Consider the following 25,408-nt stretch of genomic DNA (forward strand, 5'->3'; position numbering starts at 1 on the left):
GGTCGCCAGCGTTCGCGGTGGTAGGCCCCCGCCAACCACGGCATCTGCTAGACGTCACGTCAATCTAACGGGTCGGCCTGGTGGGAGGTTCCTCGAGGAGTGAACATCCTGCGGCGAGGTCGCGAAAAGACATCCTCGCTTGGGTGTCGCGGGCTAGAGTCGCGGCGTTGCCCATCCGAGCGTGAGGTCCCTCTATGCGTCCCGCCAGTCCCCTGCGTACCTTGCTCGCCGCCGGAACCGCGACCGCGGCCTGTGCTGCGACCTTCGTCGTGAGTCCCTACGCCGCGAACGCCACCGCGCACGCCACGATCGCGCAGATTCAGGGCGCGGCACACCGTTCGCCGTTGGAAGGCAACGCAGTCACCGATGTTGTCGGCGTCGTCACCGCAGCCCAAGGCAGCGGATTCTGGATGCAGTCCGTTCGCCCGGATAATTCGCCTGCGACCAGTGAGGGCCTCTACGTCTACACGCGGCAGGCGCCGACAGTGAAGGTGGGCGACCGGGTCAGTGTGGCTGGCACCGTCTCTGAATACCGCGCTGGCAATGCGGTCGAGAACCTCACGACCACGCAACTTATCGAACCCACTGTTGCCATCAAAGCATCTGGCCGCGCTCTCCCCCGGCCCGTGGTCCTCGGAGTCGACCGCACCGCGCCTCAGCAGCAGATCAAGGATGGCGACCCTGGCGATGTCGAGCTCGCCGATGTCCGGTTCGCCCCACAGCGCAACGCGCTGGATTTCTATGAGTCACTCGAGGGCATGCGTACCGGCGTCCGCGACGCGGTCGCGACCGGTCCCACCAACACCGGCTTCGGCGAGCTCGCTGTCGTTCCCGGGCAGAAGGTGCAGGCAACCCGGACGCGCGCTGGCGGGGTGGCATACAACGGCTATCAGCGCCCCAATGCCATGCGGGTCATTCTCGATGACCCGTTGCTCGCTGACGATATGCCGGTGGCCAACGTGGGCGACACGCTCCCAGGAACCTCGGTCGGCGTCTTGGACTACGGCTTCGGCAACTTCAAACTGCTCCTGACCGCCACACCTCGCCTGCGGTCCCAGCCAGCAGAGCGAGAGGTCACCCGAAAACCGAGCAAGAACGAAGTCTCCTTCGCCACCTTCAACGTCGAAAACCTCAGCCCATCCGATCCGTCGACCAAGTTCTCGCGACTGGCCCAGCAGATCACGACCAATCTGCGCAGCCCCGACGTCTTGGCCCTGGAAGAAATTCAGGACAACAGCGGCTCGCAGGATGACGGCGTGGTGTCCTCGTCAACGACCGTGTCCACACTTGTTGCCGCCATCAAGGCAGCGGGAGGTCCGACGTACGAGGCCCGCTCGATCGACCCGGAAGACAAGGTCGATGGCGGGCAGCCGGGCGGAAACATCCGAACGGTCTTCCTGTATCGGCCGGACCGCGGGATGGACTTCGTTGACCGTTCTGGTGGGGATGCCACGACCCCGACGCTGGTGCAGGGCCGGGGAGGACGTACCGCGCTCTCGATTTCTCCGGGACGCATCGACCCCGAGCACCAGGCCTGGGATGACTCCCGTAAGCCACTCGTCGGGGAGTTTCGGTTCCGCGGTGAAAGCTATTTCGTCATCGCCAACCACTTTGCGTCCAAGGGCGGCGACCAACCCCTCTTCGGCCGGTTCCAGCAACCAACCCGGTCCAGCGAGGTGCAGCGCCACCAGCAGGCCCGAGTGGTCCGCGGCTTCGTGACCAAGTTGCTCACCGCTAACCCGAAGGCGAACGTCTTGGTCGTGGGTGACCTCAACGACTTCGAGTTCAGTACGACCACTGACACGTTGGTGGGACAGGGCAAGTCACGCCTGACCGACCTGCCGCGCACACTGCCCGCTCGGGATCGTTACAGCTACGTGTTCGACGGCAACAGTCAGGTTCTCGACCACATTCTGACCAGCCGTGGACTCGACCGGAAGGGTGTGAACTACGACATCGTGCACACCAACAGCGACTTCCACGACCAGGACTCCGACCACGACCCGCAGATCGTCCGAGTCCGCGCCAGTCGCTGAGCCAACGCCGGTCGCTGAGCCAACGCCGGTCGAGCCGCACACTTCTCAACGCCGGTCGAGCCGCACACTTCTCAACGCCGGTCGAGCCGGCGGGAACGAAGTGACCGGCGTGTCGAGACCACAGGCCTCGACACGGCTCGCGCTAGCGCGCTCGCCTGCTCGACCAGCGTTATTGTGGCCGCGCTAGCGCGCTCGCCTGCTCGACCAGCGTTGTTGTGGCCGCGCTAGCGCGCTCGCCTGCTCGACCAGCGTTGTTGTGGCCGGGCGAGCGCTCGCCTGCTCGGCCAGCGTTATTTGGGCGTGTGGTGTTAGCCGCCGATGGCGGACATGGGCCGATCTGGCTGCACGAAGCTGAGGTCGTCGATGCCGTGGCCGGCGCGCTTACGGGCCATTTCGCCCGTGATCGCCGCGGCGATGTCCTCATCGCTTGCCCCGCCTCGCAGCAGGGCGCGCAAGTCCTCTTCGCGGCGGGAGAACAAGCAGTTGCGCACCTGACCGTCCGCTGTGAGACGTACCCGGTCGCAGGCCCCGCAGAACGGACGCGTCACGCTGGCGATGATGCCGACAGTCTGTGGGCCGCCGTTCACGAGGAAACGTTCTGCTGGCGCGCTACCGCGTGCCGAGTCGGGCATCGGCGTCAGGGTGAACCGCTCCCCCAACCGCGCGTGGATATCGTCGGCGGTGATCATCTCCGAGCGTTCCCAAGCGTGCTGGGCGTCCAACGGCATTTGCTCGATGAAACGCAGTTCGTAATCACGATCGAGACACCATTGCAGCAGATCTGCGATGCCATCCTCATTGACACCCGGCATGACCACGGAGTTGACCTTGACTGGCGTCAGACCTGCGGCCGCCGCGGCAGCCAGTCCCTTTTCCACGTCGGCGAAGCGATCGCGCAGCGTCAACTTTTTGAAGGTCTCAGCATCTTGGGTGTCGAGCGAGACGTTGACGCGGTTCATTCCAGCGTCGGCCAACCGGCCCGCGAGCCGATCCAGGCCGACGGCGTTGGTGGTCAGCGCCATCTGTGGACGCGGGGTGAGTTCACCGACTCGTCGGACCACATCGACCAGAGACCGACGCAACAACGGCTCACCGCCGGTAAATCGCACCTGTCGAACGCCGAGCTCAACAAAGATGCCGATCAGCCGAACCATCTCGTCGTCATCGAGCATTTCTGGCTTGGCCATCCACGGCAGGCCCTCAGCAGGCATGCAGTAGGTGCACCGCAGGTTGCAGCGATCGGTGACCGATACGCGGAGGTCGCGGGCGACCCGTCCATACCGGTCGATGAGGGCCCCTTCGGGACGTGACGTCCCGGAAACGGCGATCGACTCAACCTCTGTCATAGATTCAGTGTCCCACCACGTACTCTCGGGCCGTGCTCCGCCTGCTGACGACTCGCCGCTGGATGGCCTGGTCGGCCGCCGCCGTGGTGGCGTCGGTCGGGTGCTTCTTTCTGGGTGGATGGCAGTGGAATCGGTGGGAGACGAGGCACGCTTCCCAGACCACCATCACGAACAATTACGATGCCGAACCCGCGCCGCTACGGGAAATCCTGCCCGATGACAGCGCGTCGGTGACCTCGGATCTTCGCTGGCGCCGAGTCAAGATGTCAGGTACCTATGACTCCGACCATCAGGTCCTGGTCCGCAACCGTCCGCTCGATGGGACCTACGGATTCCAGGTGCTCGTCCCGTTCCAGATGGCGGACGGTTCCACGGTATTGATCGATCGCGGCTGGTTGCCCAACGGCGCTTCCGCCGCCGAGCCGCCGCCTATTCCACCGGCGCCAACTGGCGAGGTCACCGTCACGGGTTGGCTCCAACCAGTTGAAAACGACCTCGGCAGAACCGCAGTCAACGGGCAGGTGTCGTCGATTAGGCCGAATCTCGTGGAAGCACAGGGCGGCCCAAAGATGTTGCCGTCGGCGTACGTACGGATGGCGTCCGAAACTCCGGCACCGCAGACCCGTCCAGAACCTCTCGGCAAGCCAGACCTCGGCGGCGCCGCCGGAATCAACCTGTCGTATGCGGTCCAGTGGTGGCTGGCGATGGTGGCCTTCCCGCTCCTGGTCATTTTCGCCGCTCGCCGCGAGCTACCCGGGCGCAAGCCGTCAACGCCCCGGCCGAAAAAAGTACGTATCTGGGATGAGGAAGACGCCTAACGCCAGCGGCGCGTGCGGCGCAACGTCTCAGCCTGCCGCCTGGTCAACACCAGGCGTCGCATCGCGGAACTGAGTCCGATACAAGTCGCTGTAGAGACCGCCGCGCGCCAGCAGACTGCGGTGGTCGCCGCGTTCCACGACTCGCCCTTGATCCATCACCAAAATCTGATCGGCGTCCCGAACCGTCGAGAGTCGGTGCGCAATGACCACGGAGGTCCGGTCTCTCAGGGCAGAGTCGAGCGCTCGCTGGACCGCCGCCTCCGACTCGCTGTCCAGATGTGCGGTGGCCTCATCGAGGATGACCACCGAAGGCGCCTTGAGCAACAGCCGGGCAATAGCCAGCCGCTGCTTCTCCCCTCCGGAAAGCCGGTGGCCGCGGTCGCCGACCACCGTGTCGAGGCCTTCCGGGAGTCTCTCGATGAGGTCCCAGACCTGCGCTGACCGAAGCGCCTTCTCCACGTCGCGGTCGTCGGCATCGGGCGCGGCGTACAGCAAGTTGGCGCGGATGGTGTCGTGGAACAGGTGGGCATCCTGGGACACGACACCCAGCCGATCCCGCAGATCGTCACTGGACACATCGCGCACGTCCACACCGCCCAGGCTGACTGAGCCCTCCGTCGGGTCGTAGAGCCGTGCCATGAGTCCGGTCAACGTCGTCTTGCCGGCGCCACTTGGTCCCACCAGGGCGACCAACTGACCCGGTTTGATCTCCACATCGATGTCCTGCAGTACGGTCTCGCTCGCCCCACGGTCGCCGGTGACATCACCTTCGAGCGACTGCAGCGAAACCGCATCTGCCGCCGGATAGTTGAACTCAACGCCCTTCAGACGCAGCCCGAGGGCGCCGTCCGGGAGGTCCTTCGCAGCGGCCGGCTCCGGGACGCTGGGCTTGAGGTCGAGAACCTCGAAAACGCGCTCAAAGGACACGAAGGCGGTCATCACATCGACCCGAGCGTTGGACAGGGTGGTGAGCGGGCCATACAGCCGAGCGACGAGCAAAGCCATCGCGACCAGGGTTCCCAGCGTGAGAGTCCCTTGCACGACCAGAACGCCGCCTGCGCCGTAGAGCACCGCGGTCGCAAGCGATGCCATCAGCGTCAACCCTGCCATGAAAATTCCGCGGTTGAGCGCGATAGAGATCCCGGCGTCCCGCACCCGAGCCGCGCGCTCGGCGTACTCCACATCCTCTTGACGGGGGCGACCGTACAACTTGACCAGGAGCGCACCCGACACGTTGAAGCGCTCGGACATCCGGGAGCCAAGGTCAGCGTTCTGCTCCATCTGAAGCCGGCTCAGTGCTGCCAGTCGACGCCCCATGCGCCGGGTCGGGAGTAGCACGATCGGCACGATCATCAGGGCCAGGAGGGTCAGCTGCCAGGACAGCGCGAGCATCATGCCCACCACGATGGCCAGGCTCAGGACGTTGCTGACGACGTTGGCGAGCACCGAAGTGAAGGCCTGCTGGGCGCCCACCACATCGGAGTTCAAGCGGGTCACCAAAGAGCCCGTCTGCGTTCGGGTAAAGAAGGCAATCGGCTGACGCAACACATGCCCAAAGACCTCGCGACGGAGCTCGAAGATCAGCCCCTCGCCCACTCTGGAGGACATCCAGCGCAGCAGGACGGCGAGGCAGGCATTGACGATCGCGACCAGCGCTACGACCAAGGCCAGACGCACAATCAATCCGGTGTCCTCCTTGGCGACGCCATCGTCAAGGATCCGCTTAAGCAGTAGCGGCGTCGCCAAGAGGAGGACAGAGTCGACCAGGGTGACCGCCAGGAACACCACGATCCGTAGCCGAGCCGTGCGGGCATAGCCCATCACCCGGCGCGCTGTTCCCGGCCTCAGGCGAGCGCCTTTCACTTTGTCGGCTTGGCTGATGGAATTCATCGCCATCCACGCCCCACCGGGCACACTCATACAGACTCTTTTCTCATACGGACCAGACTGCTTGTTCAAGTCCGCTTGAGGTCAAGTCATTCCCCGGAACCGACTAAAGCGCTCAGCAGTCGAGCCTGTGCGGTGCGCTCAGCCAGGTGCTGCTGCGCGGGCGAGGCGACTTCAGCCGAACGCAGGAGTGCCTTCAACTCACGCACGGCGTTGGGGTTGTTGGACAACACCGCATCGGCCAGGTCACGGGTGCACTCAGCGAGCTCGGCCGCTGGCACCTTGATCGACGCAAGACCCCAGTCCACGGCCTGCTGAGCGCCGATTGACCTGCCGGTGAGGCACACCTCAAGGGCACGGGAATACCCGATGAGCTGGACGAGCGGATGGGTACCGGTGAGGTCCGGCACCAGGCCCAGCGAGGTTTCGCGCATCGCGAACTGGACGTCATCGGCCACGATCCGCAGATCGCAGGCGAGCGCCAGTTGAAACCCGGCTCCGATCGCATGCCCCTGCACGGCAGCAACAGTGATGGCGGGAACTTTCCGCCAGATCGCGAATCCCTCTTGGTACTGCGCGATCTCGTCGGCGAGCCCATCGCCCGCCGTCAGGGCTTGCGTTGGAAGGTCGCGTTCACCCGGCACCCCGCCGGGAGTAAGCGCAGCCCGGTCGAGACCGGAGGAGAAGCTCGGTCCCTCCCCCCGGATCACGACCACCCGAACGTCTTCGGGGAGGTTGTGCCCAATCTCAGCCAGAGCAATCCACAGGCTCGGGATCTGGGCGTTGTGGCGTGTGGGGTAGTCGAGGGTCACCGTCATGAGCGGGCCGTCACGCTCGACGCGCAGACGATCGTGCGGACGGTCCGAAGTTGGCATCTCAGTCACCCCTGCAGCCTACTGAGTCGGCGTGTCGTGCTAGTTGGACACGCCATTCACTAGCACGACACGCCCACTCAGGTGCACAGCAGCCGTGCCAGGTTTTGCCTCAGGCGAGTTCGACCAAGTCCGCGTAGCTAGGGCTCCACAGGTCCTCGACACCATCCGGTAGCAGGAGCACGCGCTCGGGCTCCAACGCCTCGACCGCGCCGTGGTCGTGGGTGACGAGCACAACAGCACCCTCGTACGTCTTCAGCGCCCCCAGGATTTCCTCGCGCGAGGCGGGGTCCAGGTTGTTCGTGGGCTCGTCGAGCAACAAGACGTTGGCCGAGGAGACGACAAGCAACGCCAGGGAAAGTCGGGTCTTCTCTCCACCGGAAAGAACGCCCGCGGGCTTCTCGACGTCATCGCCGGTAAAGAGGAATGATCCCAGGACCTTTCGCACCTCGGTCTCACCCAGATCCGGAGCGGCGGACTTCATGTTCTCCAACACCGAACGCGAGGTATCGAGGTTCTCGTGCTCCTGGGCGTAGTAGCCAAGTTTGAGGCCATGACCAGGGATGATCGCCCCTGTATCTGGCTCATCGGAGCCCGACAACACCCGCAAGAGAGTGGTCTTTCCTGCGCCATTGAGACCCAACACCACGACGCGCGAGCCTCGATCGATCGCCAGATCCACGTCAGTGAACACCTCAAGCGAGCCGTACGACCGCGACAGCCCCTCGGCCATGAGCGGCGTCTTGCCGCATGATGCCGGCTTCGGGAAGCGCAAGCGCGCCACCTTGTCGCTCTGTCGAGATCCTTCGGCGCTCGCGAGCATCTTCTCGGCCCGTCGCGCCATGTTTTGCGCAGCGGTCGCCTTGGTGGCCTTCGCCCGCATCTTGTCCGCTTGCGCCATCAATGCGCCAGCCTTCTTCTCAGCGTTAGCGCGTTCCCGATGGCGCCGACGCTCGTCGGTCTCACGCTGCTGCAGGTAGGCCTTCCACCCCACGTTGTAAAGGTCGACCTCGGCGCGGTTGGCATCAAGGTGGAAGACGCGGGTCACGACGTTGTCGAGCATCTGCACGTCGTGGCTGATGATGATGAGTCCGCCACGGTAGGTCTTGAGGTAGTCCCGGAGCCACACCACCGAGTCGGCGTCGAGGTGGTTGGTCGGCTCGTCCAGCAGCAGGGTTTCGGCTCCCGAGAACAGAATTCGGGAAAGCTCAACCCTTCGCCGCTGGCCTCCAGACAAGGTTCGCAGCGGCTGATCGAGGATGCGATTCTCCAGACCGAGGCTCGAGGCCATCGCTGCTGCCTCTGATTCGGCCGCGTACCCACCCTGGTTGGTGAACTCTTGGTCGAGGCGGGCATACCGTCGCATGGCCTTGTCGCGGCGATTCTCATCTTCGTGGGCCATCCCGATCTCCGCGGCGCGCAACTGCTCGGTAATCACATCGAGCCCCCTGGCCGACAGGATGCGCGACCTGGCCGTGACGTCAAGGTCTCCGGTACGCGGGTCCTGCGGCAGGTAGCCGACCTCGCCACTACGTGTCACCTGGCCCACTGCGGGAGCTCCCTCACCTGCAAGGACCTTGGTCAATGTCGTCTTGCCGGCGCCATTGCGCCCGACCAACCCCACTCGATCCCCCGGCGCGACCCGAAAGGTGGCCCCGGACAAGAGCAGCCGTGATCCGGCGCGCAGCTCGATGTCGGTGGCGGTAATCACAAGAACTCCTGGGTAGGTATGGGCAGTCTGTTGACGGCGGGCAGCAGAAGGACGCCGTCGCTCACGGCAGACCGGCGTCCCTCACGTACGGCTAGTCTACGGTCGAGCCCGCTGGTGGCTCGACCGACTTTCCCCGCCTACGTGGAGGTTCCCCGTGTCGTTTAACGATGGCGCCAATCTCGATACTTCTCAGGTCGGTTCAGGTGGGGGTGGCGGCGGCCGCGGAGGCGGGGGCCGGATGATCCCCGGAGGCGTGGGAGTCGGCGGTATTGGAGGCGTCATTCTGCTGGTGCTGTACCTGTTTTTCGGCGATGCCCTCTCCGGCGGCGGCGGCGGCCAGCCCGGTGGGCAGCCCGACCCGCAGGGAATGAACGTGCAGAGTGTCGACGCAGCGGGCACCGGCAGCGACCAGGTCTCCCAGCAGATCAATCAATGTCAGACCGGCGCGGACGCCAACAAGGATGACACCTGTCGGGTGATCGGCACGGTCAACAGCGTCCAGGATTTCTGGAGCAAGCATCTTCCGGAGCACGGCAAGGACTACACCCCAGCCAAGACGATCCTCTACCAGGGTCAGACACAGACCCAGTGCGGCACTGGCTCTTCGCAAATGGGCCCGTTCTACTGCCCGCTGGATCAGCAGGTCTACATCGACGTCTCGTTCTTCAATGACCTGTCAACGAACTACGGCGCCGACGGCGGCACGCTCGCCCAGATGTACGTCGTGGCCCATGAGTACGGACACCACATTCAGCAGCTCACTGGATCTCTCGGCCGCGCGCAGCAGGATCCGCAAGGACCGCAATCTGGTGCAGTGCGAACGGAATTGCAGGCCGACTGCTACGCCGGGCTGTGGGTACGGCACGCCGAGACGACCAAGGACGCCAATGGCACGACGCTACTGAAGCCGGTGACTCAGAAAGACATCAACTCCGCGCTCTCCGCCGCGTCTGCCGTCGGAGACGACCGGATCCAGGAGAAGGCTCAGGGACGGGTCACGCCCGAAAGTTGGACGCACGGGTCCTCGGCCCAGCGTCAGAAGTGGTTCATGGTCGGCTACAACGGTGGCGACATGAATGACTGCGACACATTCAATACGACCGACCTGGGCTGATCATGGCGCCGCTACGCCGAGGAGCCATACCCCCCACCCCCTCGTCCGCGCCGCTTCCGCTATATGAGCAACTCAGGCATCTGGGCCTGCCGCTGATGGTCACGCCCGCGATGCGTCGCGCCGACCTGCTGGAGCGGGCGGCGCCCGCCCTCATCTGGGTTGCGGTCTTGACCGTCCTCGGCTCGACCGAATCAACCGCGTTCAGTCACTTGAGCCCAACAGAGATGGAGACGCTCGAGACCAGTCGACACGAAACGGCAGTCCTCATCGGGGTCGTCGCATTCTTCGCCGCGTTCCTCAGCCCGCTCCTGGCCTGGATGATCTACCGTCCGCTGCGCGCTCGAAGCGTACGAGTTCGACGCGTCAGCACGATCGTCGCGATCGTGATCACGTTATTCGGACCCGTTCTGCCGGGGGTCATCGGATGGCCAGCGCCGATGGTTCGTCTGTTGATCGTTCTGCTGGCGTTCGCGGTGACCTACTGGGGGCTGGCAACCAGCGTGCGATGGGCCGCACGCCGGCTGCGGCACGAACTGAGCGGACTAGCACCGATGCTGTCGCGGGTACTTCCCCTGTTGATGCTGACCGTTCTGTTTTTCTTCTATAACGCCGAGATCTGGCAGGTCGCGGCCAAGTCGGACGCCAGTCGAATCAGCGTGGTGGTCGCGATTCTGGCGTTGCTGTGCACCCTTCTGGCCATCGCAAATGTTCGAGAGGAACTGCGCCACGAAGTCCAGCATCATGAGCACACGACAGACGGTGCCGCCCCGCTCACCGCCGCCGAGCGGGGAAATCTGCTCGCCATGGGCGTCCTGATCACCTTGATCCAATCGTGCCTGCTGGGCATCCTCATGTTCGTCTTCTTCATGGTTTTTGGCGCTGTATCCCTCCCCCTTGCCACCATCGAACAGTGGACCGGATCACCAGTCGACCGACTCGGCGGAATTCTGAGTGACTGGGCCGTGACGCCCTCGCTCATCAAGGTGTGCGTGGTCCTCGCAGCATTTTCAGCCCTGAGCTTTACCGCGAGCTCCGGCACCGATGCGACATATCGAGAGCGATTTGTCAGTCCTACCCTCCGGAATGTCCGCGAAGCCCTCCTGATCCGGCACGCGTACCGCACCGATGCAGGGTCGGCCGGTCTATCGTGAGGATCAGTCGACAACGTCCGGCGATGGTCCGGGCGGGAAGCGTGGTCCTCGATGAGCCAGGGCAAACCCGAGCCGGTGTCCAGGCGGCAACTGGCACTCGGAGCAGCGTGGACGGTCCCCACCGTGATCGTGTCGAGCGTTGCCAAAGCTGCCGCAGCGTCATGTCCCGCCGTCGACAGTAGTTTCGGCACGCGCCCCATCCTGCGGTCCGATGTCAATCCTGGCGCCATCCCCTGGCGTCCAGAAACCAATGTGGCGGGCCCGAATTCAACCGCGATCTTCGTGGACAACCGCGGCCTGGTGAGCAACAACAATGTGTTGCAATACTCCCGGTCGGCGTCTTTGTCTCTGCAGGCAGGATGTTGCTACCGCTTCGCCAGTTCGGTGTACGCCAGCGCGGCGAACCCATTTAGTGCGGCGTCTGGGGGAATCAGCGGCCTGATCTTCTTTGAAGGCTCCACCCGGGCAAGTTTCTCGACACGTGGTGCGACCTACCCGGACTGGCCCGGCATGGTTCAGTTCAATGTCGGCACCAATCCACAGCAGGGCGTATCGCAGGCCTTCCAGTTCGACTACTGCGCGACCGAGACCCGAGAGCACATCTTTTTCCAGTTCTTCCGCATCCGCCCCACCGGGGTTAATCCCATCAATAACCCCGGTTCGGACGATATGCGCTTCAATGCGCTCACCGTCATCCCCCTCTAACTCGGGCGGACTCGGTACGGCCCGTGAACCTCAGATGTTGAAGCCGAGCGCCCGCAACTGCTCACGACCGTCGTCGGTGATCTTGTCCGGGCCCCACGGCGGCATCCAGACCCAGTTGATTCGGGATGAGCTCGCGACTCCATCCAGCGCTGCCGTGGTCTGGTCTTCGATCACGTCGGTCAACGGGCAGGCCGCTGAGGTCAGCGTCATGTCAATGACAGCGTGCCCTTCAGGGTCGACGGTGATGCCGTAGACCAGGCCGAGGTCGACGACGTTGATACCGAGCTCTGGGTCGACCACGTCATACATGGCCTCCTCGACGTCGGCCACATTGTGGGGTGTCTTGGTTTCGCTCATGCCGTCCTCCCGGAGGTCGCTTCGGAACTGATGTCTACGCCAGCACGCGCCAGCGCATCGGTCAAGGCTGCCCAGGGCAGCAGTGCGCACTTCACGCGCGCGGGATATTTCGCCACTCCGGCGAGTGCGACACCGTCGCCGATGACCTCTTCGTCACCTGGATCGCTGCCCTTACTGGTCAACATCGCGCGCATGGCGGCATACGTTCCCCGCACGTCATCGAGCGAGTGACCGATGCACTCCTCGGCGAGGATAGACGCCGACGCGACGGAGATCGAGCACCCGAGAGCGTCATAGGAAACATCGGTTAGTGTGTCGCCGTCGCGGGCTGCTCGTACGGTCACTTCGTCGCCACACGTCGGGTTGACATGGTGCGCCTCGCCGTCGAAGGGCTCCCGCAGACCGGAGTGCTGGGGACGCTTGCTGTGCTCGAGAATCAACTCTTGATAGAGGTCCATTCAGGCACTCTCCTTCCCTGCGACACCAATGCCGAACACCCCTGGTACCAGGTCGAGCGCGTTCAGAAAGGCATCGAGGTCAGCACGCGTCGTATAGGGACCGAAGGAGGCCCGAGTGGATGCCACCGCGCTCAACCGCCGGTGCAGGGGCCACGCGCAGTGATGACCCGTACGCACCGCGACTCCTGAGTCGTCGAGCACCTGGCCAACGTCGTGCGGATGAATGTCTTCGACCACGAAAGCCACTGCCCCACAACGCGATTCGGCATCGAGCGGGCCTAGGACACGCACCCATGGACGCTCAGCGAGCCGGTCCAGAAGATACGCAGTCAAGTCGCGGTCGTGCGCGGCAAGTCGCACCATACCCAACGCGTCCAGGTAGTCACAGGCCGCAGCGAGACCGACAGCCTGCGCGACCACGGGTGTCCCGGCCTCGAAGCGCTGCGGTGGCGCGGCGTAGGTCGAGCCCTCCATCCGGACGATCTCGATCATCGACCCACCGGTCAGGAATGGCGGCATCGCCGCCAGCAACTCTGGTCGTCCCCAGAGCACGCCAATCCCGAGCGGGCCGAGCATCTTGTGCCCGCTGAACGCGAGGAAGTCCACGTCGAGGTCCGCGACATCGACCGGGAGGTGCGGCACCGACTGGCACGCGTCGAGCACCACGAGGGCACCAACTGCCCGCGCCGCGCCGACCAACTCCCGCACGGGGTTGATCGTCCCGAGCACGTTGGACACGTGCGTAAAAGCAACCACCTTGGTGCGCTCGGTCACCAGTTCGTCCAGCTTGCTCAGGTCGAGTCGGCCGTCATCGGTCACCCCGATCCAGCGAAGAGTGGCGCCGGTACGCCGGCATACCTCTTGCCACGGCACCAGGTTGGCGTGGTGCTCCATTTCGGTGATCAGGATCTCGTCGCCTTCGCCCAGCGAGAACCGTTGTGCGACAGCGGGGTCGGCTCCGTCCATGGCACCCGCCGCAGCGGCGTTGCTGAACGCGTAGGCCACCAGGTTGAGCGCCTCGGTCGCGTTCTTGGTGAACACGACGTCATCTGGCGCCGCACCAATGAAGCCAGCAATGCGCGCACGCGCGGACTCGAACGCGTCCGTTGCCTCTTCGGCGAGTTGGTGCGCGCCGCGGTGCACCGCCGAGTTGTGCTCTTCGTAGAAGGTGCGCTCGGCATCGAGCACCGGTGTCGGCTTCAACGAGGTGGCGCCAGAATCCAGGTAGACCAGGGCCTTGCCGTCGCGGACCGTCCGGCGCAGGGTCGGTACGTCAGCACGGACCGCCGCGACGAAATCCTCGCCGACCTCGCCGGTCGAGCTGACCTCGCCGGTCGAGCCGACCTCGCCGGTCGAGCCTGTCGAGACCACCGCTCAGGCTCCCGCCTTCTCCAGGAAACGGTCGTAGCCCTCTTCTTCAAGACGGTCGGCCAGCTCGGACCCGCCTTGCTCCACGATGCGACCCGCGACAAACACGTGGACGTAGTCAGGCTGGATGTAGCGCAGGATGCGGGTGTAGTGGGTGATGAGGAGGACGCCGAGGTCGGTGTTGCCCTTCGCGCGGTTCACTCCTTCGGAGACCACGCGCAGCGCGTCAACGTCCAGGCCGGAGTCTGTCTCGTCCAGCACGGAGATCTTTGGCTTGAGCAGCTCCATCTGGAGAATCTCGTGCCGCTTCTTCTCGCCGCCAGAGAAACCTTCGTTGACATTGCGCTCAGCGAACGCCGGGTCCATCCGCAGGTCCTCCATGGCGCCCTTGACGTCCTTGACCCAGGTTCGCAGCTTGGGCGCCTCACCGTCGAGTGCGGTCTTGGCGGTCCGCAGGAAGTTGCTCACCGTCACACCAGGGACCTCGACGGGGTACTGCATGGCCAAGAACAGGCCGGCTCGGGCGCGCTCGTCGACCTCCATGTCGAGCACGTCTTCACCATCGAGGGTGATGGAGCCCTTGGTCACGGTGTATTTCGGGTGCCCCGCGATGGCGTACGCCAGCGTGGACTTGCCCGAGCCGTTCGGGCCCATGATCGCGTGCGTCTCGCCCGAGTTCACGGTGAGGTCAACGCCTTTGAGGATTTCCTTGGTGCCCTGCTCGGTGTCGACCGTGACGTGAAGGTCGCGAATCTCGAGTGTGCTCATGTCTGTCTTTCTTCCTTTAGCTGTTCGTCGTGGGGCGCGGAGTCATCGAGATGAAGACCTCGTCGTTGTCAACGCGCACGGGGTAAACGGCGACCGGTTGTGTCGCGGGCAAACTGGTGGGAGCGCCAGTGATCAGGTCAAAACGGGAGCCGTGCAGCCAGCACTCAAGCGAGCAGCCATCGACTTCCCCTTCAGACAGCGAAACGTTGGCGTGGCTGCAGCGGTCGTTGATCGCGTGCACTTCACGTTCGCTGGTGCGGACAATCGCTACCCGCGTGCCGTCGATCTCGGCGGCGGCCGCCTCACCGATGGGGAGTTCATCAAGCCGACAGACACGGATGTCTGCCTGCTGCTCCTGGGATGTCTCAGCCATTCACTCCCCCGCCTGAGCGAGTTCTGCCTCGATCGCCTCCATCAGCGTTTCGATGACCTCGGGGACACCGATCTTGCTGATGATGTCGGCGAAGAAGCCACGGACGACCAACCGCCGGGCGTCCTTCTCCGGAATGCCACGCGAGCGCAGATAGAACAACTGCTCGTCATCGAACCGACCCGTCGAGGAGGCGTGGCCCGCACCCTCGATCTCTCCGGTCTCGATCTCAAGGTTGGGGACCGAGTCCGCGCGCGCCCCGTCCGTCAGGATGAGGTTGCGGTTGAGTTCGTAGGTCTCGATACCCTCGGCCTCAGCGCGAATCAGGACGTCGCCGACCCACACGGTGCGGGCGGTCTCACCCTGCAGCGCACCCTTATAGGTCACCAACGAGGTCCCGCGCGGCGCGTTGTGGTCGACGAACGAGCGGTGCTCGAAGTGTTGACCCGAGTCGGCGTAGTAGACCCCCAGCAGCGTGGCCTCGCCGCCAACGCTGGCGTAGGAGACGTTGCTGTTCAGCCGAACAATGCCGCCGCCCAGGGTCACGGCGATGTGCTTGTATGCCGCGTCCCGGCCCACGACCGCGTCGTGCTGACCCAGGTGATTGGCGTCGTCATCCCAGCGCTGCAGAGTGACGACCGTCAACTGCGCACCATCGCCGACCACCACTTCGAGGTTGCCGGTGTGATCCGCCGACCCGGTGTGGTCGAAAATCACCAGCGCCTGACTGTGCGCGCCCGCCTCAAGCACGTAGTGGGCGTTGCTGCGCCGCCCCGCACCGTTGCCGTGCACGTTCACGCGCAGCGGTTGCTCCGCGACATGGTCGGCGGGGATCTTGACGTGTAGTGCCTCAGGGGTGTTGGCCGACGCCACGACTGCACCCCGGTCGGCTGGTACAAGCACGCTGCCGCGCGGCGCCTGACCCGGGGCGAGCGTCCCGGCCACCAGGTCTCCGAGCGAGTCGACGTCGAAGGAGACGGCGGGGTCGCCGTCCCGATCATCGGTCGGCTCGTCCGTGAGGAGCCCGGCAAGACGGTCGATCGGCGTAAAGCGCCACTCCTCCTCTCGCCCATGGGGCATGGGGATGTCGGCGACATCGAAGGAGGTCAAGCGCTCGGCGCGGGACTGGGCTGGGATCGTCGAACCCGAGGCCGAAGTGGCCGGGTCGACATGAGACTTGCTCTCTTGCGCGAGCAGGGACATCTAACGGATTTCCTTCCGGGAGCGGGCAGTTCGGCTGCGAAGACGGGGTCTTCGTCGATCAGCCGACCGCACCCTCCATCTGCAGTTCGATGAGACGGTTGAGTTCGAGGGCATACTCCATCGGCAACTCGCGAGCAATGGGCTCGACGAAGCCGCGCACGATCATCGCCATCGCTTCGGTCTCCGACATCCCGCGACTACGGAGATAGAACAACTGGTCTTCGCTGACCTTGGAGACCGTCGCCTCGTGACCCATCTGCACGTCGTCTTCACGGACGTCGACATAGGGGTAGGTGTCCGAGCGGCTGATCTGGTCAACCAGCAGCGCGTCACACACGACCGAGGACCTGCTGTGCTCGGCGCCTTCCAGCACCTGCACCAGCCCGCGGTAGGAGGTTCGACCGCCGCCACGTGCCACGGACTTCGACACGATCGTCGAGGACGTGTGCGGCGCCTGGTGCACCATCTTGGCGCCGGCATCCTGGTGCTGGCCCTCACCGGCGAAGGCGACCGAAAGGGTCTCCCCCTTGGAGTGCTCGCCCAGCAGGAAGACGGCCGGGTACTTCATCGTGACCTTGGACCCGATGTTGCCGTCGATCCACTCCATCGTCGCGCCCTCATCGCAGGTCGCGCGCTTGGTGACGAGGTTGTAGACGTTGTTCGACCAGTTCTGAATTGTCGTGTAGCGAACGCGGGCGTTCTTCTTCACGATGATCTCCACGACGGCCGAGTGCAGCGAGTCGGTCTGGTAGATCGGCGCGGTGCAGCCCTCGACGTAGTGAACTGAGGAGTCCTCGTCGGCGATGATCAGCGTCCGCTCGAACTGGCCCATGTTCTCGGTGTTAATCCGGAAGTAGGCCTGCAGCGGGATATCGACGTGCACGCCCTTCGGGACGTAGATGAACGACCCGCCGGACCACACTGCGGTGTTGAGCGCCGCGAACTTATTGTCACCCGGGGGGATGACTGAGGCGAAGTACTCCTGGAACAACTCGGGGTATTCGCGCAGCCCGGTGTCGGTGTCGACGAAGATGACGCCCTGCTCTTCCAGGTCCTCTCGGATCTGGTGGTAGACGACCTCAGATTCGTACTGTGCGGCCACACCCGCGACGAGGCGCTGCTTCTCCGCCTCCGGGATGCCGAGCCGGTCATAGGTGTTTTTGATGTCCTCGGGCAGGTCGTCCCACGTGGTCGCCTGCTTCTCGGTGGACTTCACGAAGTACTTAATGTTGTCGAAGTCGATCCCCGTGAGGTCGCTGCCCCAGGTCGGCATGGGCTTCTTACCGAAAAGTTTGAGCGACTTCAGGCGCAGATCGTGCATCCACTGCGGCTCGTTCTTGCGGCCGGAGATGTCCTCAACGACCTCGGGGGACAAACCTCGGCGGGCGGTCTCGCCGGCGGTGTCGCTGTCGGCCCAGCCGTATTCATAACGGCCAAGGTCCTTCAGCCCCGGGTTGAGCTCTTCAATGGTGCTCATCGCGAATCCCTTTCGGTTGCGGAGGGGGTACGGGGGTGCCCACCAGACTCGGCGGCAGAGCCGAGCGTGGCGAGCGGGATAAACGTGGTGCAGACGTGATCGCCTTTGGCCTGGGTGGCAAGGCGTTGAACATGAACGCCGAGAACATCGGAAAACATCTCCGTCTCGGCATCGCACAGGGCTGGAAATTCGGCCGCGACGTCGCGTACAGGACAGTGCCCTTGGCACAACTGCACACCCGACAAAGGTGTTCCCTCACCGACCGGGCGCGACGAGGCGGCGAAACCTTCCCGACGCAAACCGGCCGCGAGGATCTCGGCACGCTCGGCGACCGGAAGAGTCGAGTTTCGCGCTTCGGCCAACGCCACCGCGAGTTGATCGGCTCGCTGACGCGCAAAAGCGAGCACTGCGTCGTCGCCTCCGTGCTCACCTAGAAACCTCAGGACATCAGCCGCGAGGTCGCGGTAGTCATCGTGCAGATCGCGATGGCCAGACTCGGTCAGAACGTACGCGCGGGCGGGACGGCCACGGCGACGGGCGATGTCCCCCGCCTTCTCGTGTTCTTCCACGAGTCCGTCCTCAGCGAGCGCGTCGAGGTGCCGCCGAACGGCCGCCGGTGTTAAGCCAAGGCGCTTGCCGAGTTCCCCAGCGGTGATGGGACCGTGTTCAGACACCGTCGCCGTCAGTCGTTGGCGAGTGGTGGTTTCGCTGTGATGACGCGCCACGGTCCCGACTCCGACGCCCGTCCGAGACAGGGGCGCCGGGTCCGTAGGAGCACCCGGAGCGAAAATCACAACACCAGTGTGACCTAAATGGTGGCGACAGGAACAGGCAGGCAAACCTAACCCGGCTCCAGACCCGCCTTGACTGCGTCACGTGCCCCCTGACTGGGAAGTTTCCCGGTCAAGGGCACCTAACGCAGTTAAGGCGAGGGGGCGGCGGCCACCTAGACTCCCATCCCGTGACCCCGTCCGTTGTCGTTCGCGACCTGCGCCGTGCCTACGGCCCCGTTGTCGCGCTCAACGGCGCCACCTGGAATGCCACGGCCGGTGCGGTCACGGCCGTCCTCGGGCCTAACGGTGCTGGCAAAACCACCATGATGGAGGTGGCCGAGGGCCTGCGCCACCCGGACTCCGGCACCGTTCGCGTGCTGGGCATCGACCCGTGGCGGGCCGATGCCGATCATCGCGCGCGCGTCGGCGTGATGTTGCAGGACGGCGGCTTGCCTGGAGCAACGCGCCCCGTACGCCTGCTGCGTCACCTTGCCCGCATGTATGCCCGCCCCGCGGATGTCGATGCGCTCGTCGATCGCCTGGGCATCAACGCCTTCGCCGGCACCGCAGTACGCCGACTATCGGGTGGCCAACGGCAACGACTCGCACTGGCCTCCGCTCTGGTGGGTCGTCCGCAGGTCCTCTTCCTCGACGAGCCGACTGCGGGCCTCGACCCGCACGCGCGCCGCGAGGTCTGGTCGCTCATCGGCGAGACCCGCGATGAGGGGACGTCCGTGGTCCTGTCGACCCACTCCTTCGATGAGGCCGACCGACTCGCTGACCACGTGGTGGTTCTGGCCAGAGGCACGGTCGTCGCGGACGGATCTGTGACCGAGGTTGGCGGCAGCAGCGGTCTCGAAAACACGTACTTCACCCTGACGGAGGACGTCAGGTGAACCAGACCGACCAGGGCGCGGCACGCCCGATGGCCTGCGTACGCGCCCAGGCCGCCTTTGAATCCCGCACGCTCCTGAGCAATGGCGAACAACTGTTGGTGTCGGTGATCCTGCCCGCCCTCGCGCTAGTGGGCATGGTGAACACCTCAGTGCCTGACCTTGGCGCCGGCCGACGGATCGACATCGTCGCCCCTGGGGTTCTCGCCCTCGCGGTCGTCTCGACGGCATTCACCGGGCAAGCCATCGCCACCGCCTTCGACCGGCGATACGGCCTGCTGCGATTGCTCGGCGTGAGTCCGCTAGGCCCGCGCGGCCTGCTCGCGGGCAAGGCCATCGCCGTCCTGACTGTGATCGCATCCCAGGTCGTGGTCCTGGGTGGCCTCGCCGCCGTGCTGGGTTGGCGTCCGCAGGCGGCCGGCCTTCCGGCGGCGCTGGTGGTGGTGGTCCTGGGAGCTTGGGTCTTCGTCTGCCTCGCCCTGGCCATGGCTGGTGCCGTCCGGGCTGAAGGGGTCTTGGCTCTCGCCAACCTGATCTGGGTCCTCCTGGTGATTGGCGGTGGTCTGCTCTTCTCCACGGATTTGTTGCCGGGCGCCCTCGCAACAGTCTCCTCCTGGTTGCCCTGGGGTGCCCTGGGCGACGGTCTGCGCACCGCACTTTTCGACGGCGCCTTCCCCGGACTTGAGATCGGTGTTCTGCTTGTCTGGGGGCTCATGGGTACTGCCGTTGTCGCCCGCACCTTCCGCTGGAGCGACTAAGACCGCTAGGGTCACCGCTCTGGGCACACGTGAGCGTGTCCCCCCGCACCACCCCCGCCCGCTAGCAGGTCCGGCGCGAGCCGCCGCCTATGCTCCTCGGGTGCCAACTGACCTTTCCGCTATCTGGCTGCGCCGCATACTGCTGGCCAATCTCGTGGCCGAGGTCGGCATCGTCGTCACCGGAGGGCTGGTACGCCTGACCGGCTCCGGCCTCGGGTGCCCCACGTGGCCCCGATGCACCGAGGATTCCTTCGTCCCCGTCGAGGGCCAGGAAGAAGGCATCCACAAGGTCATCGAGTTTGGCAATCGAATGTTGACCAGCGTGGTGTCGATCGCGGCGCTGTTGGTCATCGTGGCGATCTGGAAGTTCGCGAGCGACCGCCCCCAGTTGCGCAGGCTGTCCCTCCTCCCCTTGGTCGGGGTCGGACTACAGGCCGTCATCGGTGGCATCACCGTGCTCACTGGCCTGAGCCCTGTCACGGTGGCGTTGCACTTCCTCGCGTCGATGGTGCTGGTGTCGTTCTCGACTTACTTGCTCTATCGCGTGACCCAAGAAGGCGACGGTCCACCGACGGCGATCGTGCCCAACGCGGTGCGGTGGGTGGCGTACGGCGTCTCCTCCGTCGCTGCGCTCGTCCTGGTGCTCGGCACTATCGTCACCGGCGCTGGCCCGCACTCGGGCGACGCCGAGACGCCTCGCTTCGACTTCGACGTGCGCTCTGTGTCGTGGCTACACGCCGATGCCGTCATGCTCTTCTGCGGCCTGGTCGTGGCCGTGCTCGTCGCGGTGCACGTTCTCGACGTGCCCCGCCGGGTACGCCGCGCCTGGCTCGCCGTTCTCGGCGTGACCTTGCTTCAAGGACTGGTCGGCTACACGCAGTACTTCACGGGCGTGCCCTGGGTACTCGTGCTCATCCACATGCTTTTGGCATCGTTGCTCGTCGTCACCGTGACCTGGGCGGCCCTGACGCTGCGCGAACGAGCCTGAGACGACCGGCTACTCAGCCCAAGATGGGCAGGTGCAGCAGCGGGTCGATGGCCACGCCGAGGAAGAGCAGCGTCAAATAGCTGATCGAGTAGTGGAACAGCCGCATGGGGCGCAACTCGGTCAGTGATGAGCCATCCTCCGCGCGGCGCTGCAAGCGGTGAGCTTCCAACAGGAAGAGGCCGCCAGTCAGGACCGCGGTGACCGCATAAATCCAGCCCATGTCAGCCACCGGAATGAGCGCTAGCGAGGTCAGTACCGTGGCCCAGCTGTATGCCACGATCTGCCAGGCGACCTTGGTGTCCTGAGCGATCACCGGAAGCATCGGGACGCCCGCGTTGGCGTAGTCATCCCGGAACCGCATCGAGAGGGGCCAGTAGTGCGGTGGCGTCCAAAAAAACACCACGAGGAACAACACCACAGCCGCCCAACTCACGGAGTTCGTGACCGCGGACCAGCCGATCAACACCGGCATACAGCCAGCAACTCCGCCCCACACGATGTTTTGTGAGGTTCGTCGCTTCAGGACGATGGTGTAGAAGCCGGCGTACAACACGATCGCGCCAAGCCCGAGCCATGCCGAAAGCCAGTTGACGAGGAAACCGAGCCAGACAACTGCGCCCAGCCCGAGCACCATGCCGAAGATCAAGGCCGCCCGCGGTGAGATCGCGCCGGTGACGAGTGGCCGCCCCTCAGTGCGGTGCATGAGGCGGTCGATATCCCGATCGAGATAGCAGTTCAGCGTGTTGGCGCACGCGGCCGCCAAGGTCCCACCGACGAGGGTGGCGATGATCAGCCACGCATCGGGTACGCCTCGTTCGGCGAGAAACATCACCGGGAAGGTCGTGACCAGCAACAACTCGATAATGCGCGGCTTGGTCAAGGAGACGTAGTCGGCAACCACCTGGCGGGCGCCCCGTGGGGGTTCGCTTGAGCCGCTTGTCTCCTGCGACATGGCAGAGCGCGGGTCAGTAGCGGTCACAACACGAGAGTCTATCTCGCGGGACGGGGCATGCTCGCCCGCCCATTGCAGGTCTAGGCTCGGTCTGACACGACGCGTAGCCAAACCGGAAAGAGAGACACATCGTGCCCCAGGACCCCGCGAACACGAGCTCGCGCGACACCAGCCTTGCCGCCCCAATCGCCACCCAGGCTGGATGGACCGATCTCGACGTCCGTGCAGTCGACACCGCTCGACTTCTCGCGGCAGACGCTGTTCAGAACACCGGTAACGGCCACCCCGGCACGGCCATGAGCCTGGCCCCGGTTGCCTACCTGCTCTACCAGAACGTCATGCGGTACGACCCCGCCGATCCCACCTGGCTCGGTCGCGATCGATTTGTCTTGTCGTGTGGGCACAGCAGCCTGACGCAGTACGTCCAGCTTTACCTGGCCGGTATCGGCCTTGAACTCAAGGACCTCGAGGCGCTTCGTACTTGGGACTCCCTGACTCCCGGCCACCCCGAGGTCGGCCACACCGACGGCGTTGACATCACCACCGGGCCGCTCGGCTCCGGCCTGGCCTCCGCTGTCGGAATGGCAATGGCCGCCCGTCGCCAGCGAGGCTTGTTCGACGCTGACGCCGCTCCTGGTCAGAGCCCCTTCGACCACCACGTCTACGTACTTGCCTCAGACGGCGACATCATGGAAGGCGTTGCCTCCGAAGCGAGTTCACTCGCGGGCCACCAGGAACTCGGCAACCTGACCCTGATCTACGACGCTAATCAGATCTCTATCGAGGATGACACCGACGTGTCCTTCTCTGAGGATGTCGCCAAGCGCTACGAGGCCTACGGCTGGGATGTCCACACGGTCGACTGGCGCGCTGGCGAGGGCTACGTCGAGGACGTCGATGCCCTCCTCGCGGCCATCGAGGCGGGCAGATCAGTCACCGACAAGCCCACCATCGTCGTGCTCCACACCATCATCGCCTGGCCTGCGCCGACCAAGCAGAACACCGGAAAATCGCACGGCAGCGCGCTGGGCGAAGATGAGATCGCCAACACCAAGACGCTGCTGGGCTTCGACCCCGAAGAGTCTTTCGCGGTCGACGATGCGGTCCTGGAGCACTCCCGCGGGAACGCCGCCGAGCGCGGAAAGAGCGCCCATGCTGCGTGGGACTCGGGCTTCAAGACCTGGTCGGATGCCAACCCGACGGGTCGCGCCCTGCTCGATCGCCTGACGGCCAAGGAACTGCCCGAGGGCTTCGATGACGCCTTCCCCGTCTTCCCCACTGATGAAAAGGGTGTCGCGACGCGCGCCGCGTCCGGCAAGATCCTCACGGCACTGGCTCCGGTCCTGCCTGAACTGTGGGGCGGCTCGGCCGACCTCGCCGGCTCCAACAACACCACGATGGACGGCGAACCGTCCTTCGTCCCGGAGAGCAAGCAGACCGACAGCTGGAAGGGCGGGCCATACGGCCGCACCCTGCACTTCGGCATCCGTGAGAACGCCATGGGCATGATCCTCAACGGCATCGCCCTCGAAGGTCTGACCAAGCCCTACGGCGGCACCTTCTTGGTGTTCTCCGACTACATGCGGCCCGCGGTCCGCCTTGCCTCAATCCAGAAGCTGCCGGTCACCTACGTCTGGACCCACGACTCAATCGGTGTCGGCGAGGACGGCCCGACCCACCAGCCGATCGAGCACCTCGCCGCACTCCGCGCCATTCCCGGCCTCGACGTCATCCGTCCCGCGGACGCCAACGAGACTGCGGTGGCGTGGAAGACCGTGCTGCAGAGCACTGATCACCCCGCCGCACTGTGCTTGTCACGGCAGAATCTGCCCACGGTTGACCGTGATGTTCTCGGCTCCGCAGACGGCACGGCCAAGGGTGGCTACATCCTGGCCGAGGCCGATGGCGACCTTCAGGTCATCCTCATCGCTACCGGGTCCGAGGTCTCGCTGGCACTCGAGGCCCGAACAGCGTTGCAGGACAACGGCATTGGCACCCGTGTTGTGTCGATGCCATGCCGCGAGTGGTTCGCGGCTCAGTCCGACGCATACCGCGAAGAGGTTCTGCCGCGCGCAACCCGTGCCCGGGTGAGCGTCGAGGCTGCGACACCGTTCGGCTGGCACGAGCTGCTGGGCGACGCCGGTCGGACGGTCGCCATCGATCACTTCGGCGCCAGCGCTGACGGTGCCACGCTCTTCCAGAAATTTGGCTTCACGCCAGAGGCGGTCGTCGCCGCCGCCAACGAATCCATCTCCGCCGCAGGAGGCAACTGATATGACCACCAACCCTCGTGTTCAAGCACTGTCCGACATCGGCGTCTCGATCTGGCTCGACGATCTCAGCCGGTCGCTCATCAACGACGGTGACTTGCAGAAACTCATCGACACCAAGGGAGTCGTCGGGGTCACGACCAACCCGACCATCTTCGCGAGCGCGCTCAAGGACGGCTCCGCCTACGACGCGCAGGTCCGTGACCTCGCGGCCAAGGGCGCCGACGTCGACGAGGCGGTCTTCGCGATCACGACGGACGACGTACGCACCGCGTGCGACGTCATGCGTCCGGTTTTCGACTCCACCGACGGGCAGGACGGTCGGGTCTCGATCGAAGTCGACCCACGGCTGGCGCGTGACACGAAGGCGACCATCGAGATGGCTCGCAAACTCTGGCAGACCGTCGATCGCCCGAACGCCATGATCAAGATTCCGGCGACTGTCGAGGGTCTGCCGGCCATCTCCGCGGCGCTTGCCGAAGGCATCAGCGTCAACGTCACGCTGATCTTCAGCCTCGACCGCTACCGCGGCGTCATGAACGCCTTCCTCACCGGCCTCGAGCAGGCTCGCCAGGGAGGGGTCGACTTGTCAACCATCCGCTCGGTGGCCTCCTTCTTCGTCTCCCGGGTCGACAGCGAGATCGACAATCAGTTGGACGCCATCGGCACCGACGAGGCCACTGCTCTCAAGGGCCAGGCCGGAGTCGCCAACGCGCGACTGGCCTACCAGGCATTCGAGGAGGTCTTCTCGACCTCGCGCTGGCAGACCCTCGCCGATGATGGCGCCCACGTGCAGCGTCCGCTATGGGCCTCGACGGGCGTGAAGAATCCGGACTACTCCGACACCCTCTACGTCGTTGATCTTGCGGTCGACCAGACCGTGAACACCATGCCGCCGAAAACTCTCGACGCGCTGGCCGATCACGGCGAGGCTCGCGGTGACCAGGTCACCGGCGCCTATGACCAGGCGCGCAAGGTTCTGGATGACCTGGAACGGGTTGGTGTCTCGTACAGCCAGGTGGTCGACGTGCTGGAAGAAGAGGGCGTCGCCAAGTTCGACGTGTCGTGGGAGGAACTGTTGACGAGTGTCCGCGAGGCTCTCGCCGCTGCGTCCAGCAAGGAGTCCTGAGGTG

The 25,408-nt window shown here is 64.8% G+C and carries 23 protein-coding genes; 10 read left to right on the forward strand and 13 right to left on the reverse strand.

From position 1 onward, the window contains the following. Positions 1-194 precede the first annotated feature (194 nt). Entirely contained in the window at positions 195-2,036 is a 1,842-nt protein-coding gene (locus F562_RS0106150; protein ID WP_018156060.1) for an endonuclease/exonuclease/phosphatase family protein, read from the forward strand. Positions 2,037-2,344: 308 nt separating this feature from the next. Here the strand turns inward: F562_RS0106150 and moaA are convergent, their stop codons facing one another. After that, entirely contained in the window at positions 2,345-3,382 is a 1,038-nt protein-coding gene (gene moaA, locus F562_RS0106155; RefSeq protein WP_018156061.1) for a GTP 3',8-cyclase MoaA, read from the reverse strand. Positions 3,383-3,414: 32 nt separating this feature from the next. On the opposite strand from moaA, the gene F562_RS0106160 reads away from it, so the two are divergent. Further along, the gene (locus F562_RS0106160) at positions 3,415-4,200 is read left to right on the forward strand and encodes an SURF1 family cytochrome oxidase biogenesis protein (protein ID WP_026181051.1); all 786 of its coding nucleotides are present in this window, start codon (positions 3,415-3,417) and stop codon (positions 4,198-4,200) included. Between the two features lie 27 nt (positions 4,201-4,227). On the opposite strand, the gene F562_RS0106165 is transcribed toward F562_RS0106160, so the two are convergent. From F562_RS0106165 to F562_RS0106175, 3 genes are all read right to left on the reverse strand, one after another. Beyond that, positions 4,228-6,096 carry an ABC transporter ATP-binding protein gene (locus F562_RS0106165; protein ID WP_245553680.1) on the reverse strand — a complete coding sequence of 623 codons (1,869 nt, stop codon included), beginning with the start codon at positions 6,094-6,096 and terminating at the stop codon, positions 4,228-4,230. An 80-nt stretch (positions 6,097-6,176) separates the two neighbouring features. After that, a complete protein-coding gene (locus tag F562_RS0106170) occupies positions 6,177-6,962 on the reverse strand; it encodes an enoyl-CoA hydratase/isomerase family protein (protein ID WP_018156064.1) in 786 nt (261 codons plus the stop codon). Positions 6,963-7,071: 109 nt separating this feature from the next. Continuing rightward, a complete protein-coding gene (locus F562_RS0106175; protein ID WP_018156065.1) occupies positions 7,072-8,670 on the reverse strand; it encodes an ABC-F family ATP-binding cassette domain-containing protein in 1,599 nt (532 codons plus the stop codon). A 154-nt stretch (positions 8,671-8,824) separates the two neighbouring features. Between F562_RS0106175 and ypfJ the strand changes: the two genes are divergently transcribed. From ypfJ to F562_RS0106190, 3 genes are all read left to right on the forward strand, one after another. Next, positions 8,825-9,784 carry a KPN_02809 family neutral zinc metallopeptidase gene (ypfJ, locus tag F562_RS0106180; RefSeq protein WP_026181052.1) on the forward strand — a complete coding sequence of 320 codons (960 nt, stop codon included), beginning with the start codon at positions 8,825-8,827 and terminating at the stop codon, positions 9,782-9,784. A gap of 95 nt (positions 9,785-9,879) precedes the next feature. Beyond that, positions 9,880-10,935, forward strand: coding sequence for a hypothetical protein (locus F562_RS0106185; RefSeq protein ID WP_018156067.1), 1,056 nt, complete (start codon positions 9,880-9,882; stop codon positions 10,933-10,935). Between the two features lie 123 nt (positions 10,936-11,058). Further along, on the forward strand, positions 11,059-11,640 hold the full coding sequence (locus tag F562_RS0106190) for a hypothetical protein (protein WP_156822560.1): 582 nt from the start codon (positions 11,059-11,061) through the stop codon (positions 11,638-11,640). A 30-nt stretch (positions 11,641-11,670) separates the two neighbouring features. Here F562_RS0106190 and F562_RS0106195 read toward each other — a convergent pair whose 3' ends face one another. The 8 genes from F562_RS0106195 to F562_RS0106230 are packed head-to-tail and all read right to left on the reverse strand — an operon-like array spanning position 11,671 to position 18,435. Next, the gene (locus F562_RS0106195; RefSeq protein WP_018156069.1) at positions 11,671-11,997 is read right to left on the reverse strand and encodes a metal-sulfur cluster assembly factor; all 327 of its coding nucleotides are present in this window, start codon (positions 11,995-11,997) and stop codon (positions 11,671-11,673) included. Then, positions 11,994-12,455 (reverse strand): Fe-S cluster assembly sulfur transfer protein SufU, encoded by a 462-nt coding sequence (gene sufU / locus F562_RS0106200; RefSeq protein ID WP_018156070.1) that lies wholly within the window; start codon positions 12,453-12,455, stop codon positions 11,994-11,996. Before sufU ends, F562_RS0106195 begins: the two co-directional genes overlap by 4 nt. After that, positions 12,456-13,826: an aminotransferase class V-fold PLP-dependent enzyme gene (locus tag F562_RS0106205; protein WP_018156071.1), complete on the reverse strand. Its 1,371-nt coding sequence runs from the start codon at positions 13,824-13,826 to the stop codon at positions 12,456-12,458. 3 nt (positions 13,827-13,829) lie between these two features. After that, positions 13,830-14,591: a Fe-S cluster assembly ATPase SufC gene (gene sufC, locus F562_RS0106210; protein WP_018156072.1), complete on the reverse strand. Its 762-nt coding sequence runs from the start codon at positions 14,589-14,591 to the stop codon at positions 13,830-13,832. A gap of 16 nt (positions 14,592-14,607) precedes the next feature. Beyond that, positions 14,608-14,964, reverse strand: coding sequence for a non-heme iron oxygenase ferredoxin subunit (locus F562_RS0106215; RefSeq protein ID WP_018156073.1), 357 nt, complete (start codon positions 14,962-14,964; stop codon positions 14,608-14,610). After that, positions 14,965-16,164, reverse strand: a complete 1,200-nt coding sequence (gene sufD / locus F562_RS0106220) for a Fe-S cluster assembly protein SufD (protein ID WP_018156074.1) — start codon at positions 16,162-16,164, stop codon at positions 14,965-14,967. A gap of 58 nt (positions 16,165-16,222) precedes the next feature. Continuing rightward, positions 16,223-17,641 carry a Fe-S cluster assembly protein SufB gene (sufB, locus tag F562_RS0106225; RefSeq protein ID WP_018156075.1) on the reverse strand — a complete coding sequence of 473 codons (1,419 nt, stop codon included), beginning with the start codon at positions 17,639-17,641 and terminating at the stop codon, positions 16,223-16,225. Beyond that, on the reverse strand, positions 17,638-18,435 hold the full coding sequence (locus tag F562_RS0106230; protein ID WP_425386850.1) for a helix-turn-helix transcriptional regulator: 798 nt from the start codon (positions 18,433-18,435) through the stop codon (positions 17,638-17,640). Before F562_RS0106230 ends, sufB begins: the two co-directional genes overlap by 4 nt. Before the next feature lie 167 nt (positions 18,436-18,602). Between F562_RS0106230 and F562_RS0106235 the strand changes: the two genes are divergently transcribed. From F562_RS0106235 to F562_RS18265, 3 genes are all read left to right on the forward strand, one after another. Further along, on the forward strand, positions 18,603-19,310 hold the full coding sequence (locus F562_RS0106235) for an ABC transporter ATP-binding protein (RefSeq protein WP_018156077.1): 708 nt from the start codon (positions 18,603-18,605) through the stop codon (positions 19,308-19,310). Then, positions 19,307-20,065 (forward strand): ABC transporter permease, encoded by a 759-nt coding sequence (locus F562_RS0106240; protein ID WP_018156078.1) that lies wholly within the window; start codon positions 19,307-19,309, stop codon positions 20,063-20,065. The genes F562_RS0106235 and F562_RS0106240 overlap by 4 nt, the downstream gene beginning before the upstream one ends. A 100-nt stretch (positions 20,066-20,165) precedes the next feature. Beyond that, positions 20,166-21,053, forward strand: a complete 888-nt coding sequence (locus tag F562_RS18265) for a COX15/CtaA family protein (protein ID WP_018156079.1) — start codon at positions 20,166-20,168, stop codon at positions 21,051-21,053. A gap of 13 nt (positions 21,054-21,066) precedes the next feature. Here F562_RS18265 and F562_RS0106250 read toward each other — a convergent pair whose 3' ends face one another. Then, the gene (locus F562_RS0106250) at positions 21,067-22,005 is read right to left on the reverse strand and encodes a heme o synthase (protein WP_018156080.1); all 939 of its coding nucleotides are present in this window, start codon (positions 22,003-22,005) and stop codon (positions 21,067-21,069) included. A 131-nt stretch (positions 22,006-22,136) separates the two neighbouring features. Here F562_RS0106250 and tkt point away from each other — a divergent pair, with 131 nt between their 5' ends. After that, on the forward strand, positions 22,137-24,278 hold the full coding sequence (gene tkt / locus F562_RS0106255) for a transketolase (protein ID WP_018156081.1): 2,142 nt from the start codon (positions 22,137-22,139) through the stop codon (positions 24,276-24,278). Position 24,279: 1 nt separating this feature from the next. Then, positions 24,280-25,404, forward strand: a complete 1,125-nt coding sequence (gene tal / locus F562_RS0106260) for a transaldolase (RefSeq protein WP_018156082.1) — start codon at positions 24,280-24,282, stop codon at positions 25,402-25,404. Positions 25,405-25,408 lie beyond the last annotated feature (4 nt).

This window comes from Demetria terragena DSM 11295, from assembly GCF_000376825.1.
Taxonomy (GTDB): domain Bacteria; phylum Actinomycetota; class Actinomycetes; order Actinomycetales; family Dermatophilaceae; genus Demetria; species Demetria terragena.

Excerpts from the sequence above, each read along its gene's own strand:
- sufU (WP_018156070.1), bottom strand. The coding sequence starts at position 12,455 with ATGGACCTCTATCAAGAGTTGATTCTCGAGCACAGCAAGCGTCCCCAG.
- F562_RS0106215 (WP_018156073.1), bottom strand. The coding sequence starts at position 14,964 with ATGGCTGAGACATCCCAGGAGCAGCAGGCAGACATCCGTGTCTGTCGG.
- F562_RS0106170 (WP_018156064.1), bottom strand. The coding sequence starts at position 6,962 with ATGCCAACTTCGGACCGTCCGCACGATCGTCTGCGCGTCGAGCGTGAC.
- sufB (WP_018156075.1), bottom strand. The coding sequence starts at position 17,641 with ATGAGCACCATTGAAGAGCTCAACCCGGGGCTGAAGGACCTTGGCCGT.
- F562_RS0106250 (WP_018156080.1), bottom strand. The coding sequence starts at position 22,005 with ATGTCGCAGGAGACAAGCGGCTCAAGCGAACCCCCACGGGGCGCCCGC.
- F562_RS0106195 (WP_018156069.1), bottom strand. The coding sequence starts at position 11,997 with ATGAGCGAAACCAAGACACCCCACAATGTGGCCGACGTCGAGGAGGCC.
- F562_RS0106165 (WP_245553680.1), bottom strand. The coding sequence starts at position 6,096 with ATGGCGATGAATTCCATCAGCCAAGCCGACAAAGTGAAAGGCGCTCGC.
- F562_RS0106150 (WP_018156060.1), top strand. The coding sequence starts at position 195 with ATGCGTCCCGCCAGTCCCCTGCGTACCTTGCTCGCCGCCGGAACCGCG.
- sufC (WP_018156072.1), bottom strand. The coding sequence starts at position 14,591 with ATGAGCACACTCGAGATTCGCGACCTTCACGTCACGGTCGACACCGAG.
- F562_RS0106185 (WP_018156067.1), top strand. The coding sequence starts at position 9,880 with ATGGTCACGCCCGCGATGCGTCGCGCCGACCTGCTGGAGCGGGCGGCG.
- sufD (WP_018156074.1), bottom strand. The coding sequence starts at position 16,164 with ATGTCCCTGCTCGCGCAAGAGAGCAAGTCTCATGTCGACCCGGCCACT.
- moaA (WP_018156061.1), bottom strand. The coding sequence starts at position 3,382 with ATGACAGAGGTTGAGTCGATCGCCGTTTCCGGGACGTCACGTCCCGAA.
- tal (WP_018156082.1), top strand. The coding sequence starts at position 24,280 with ATGACCACCAACCCTCGTGTTCAAGCACTGTCCGACATCGGCGTCTCG.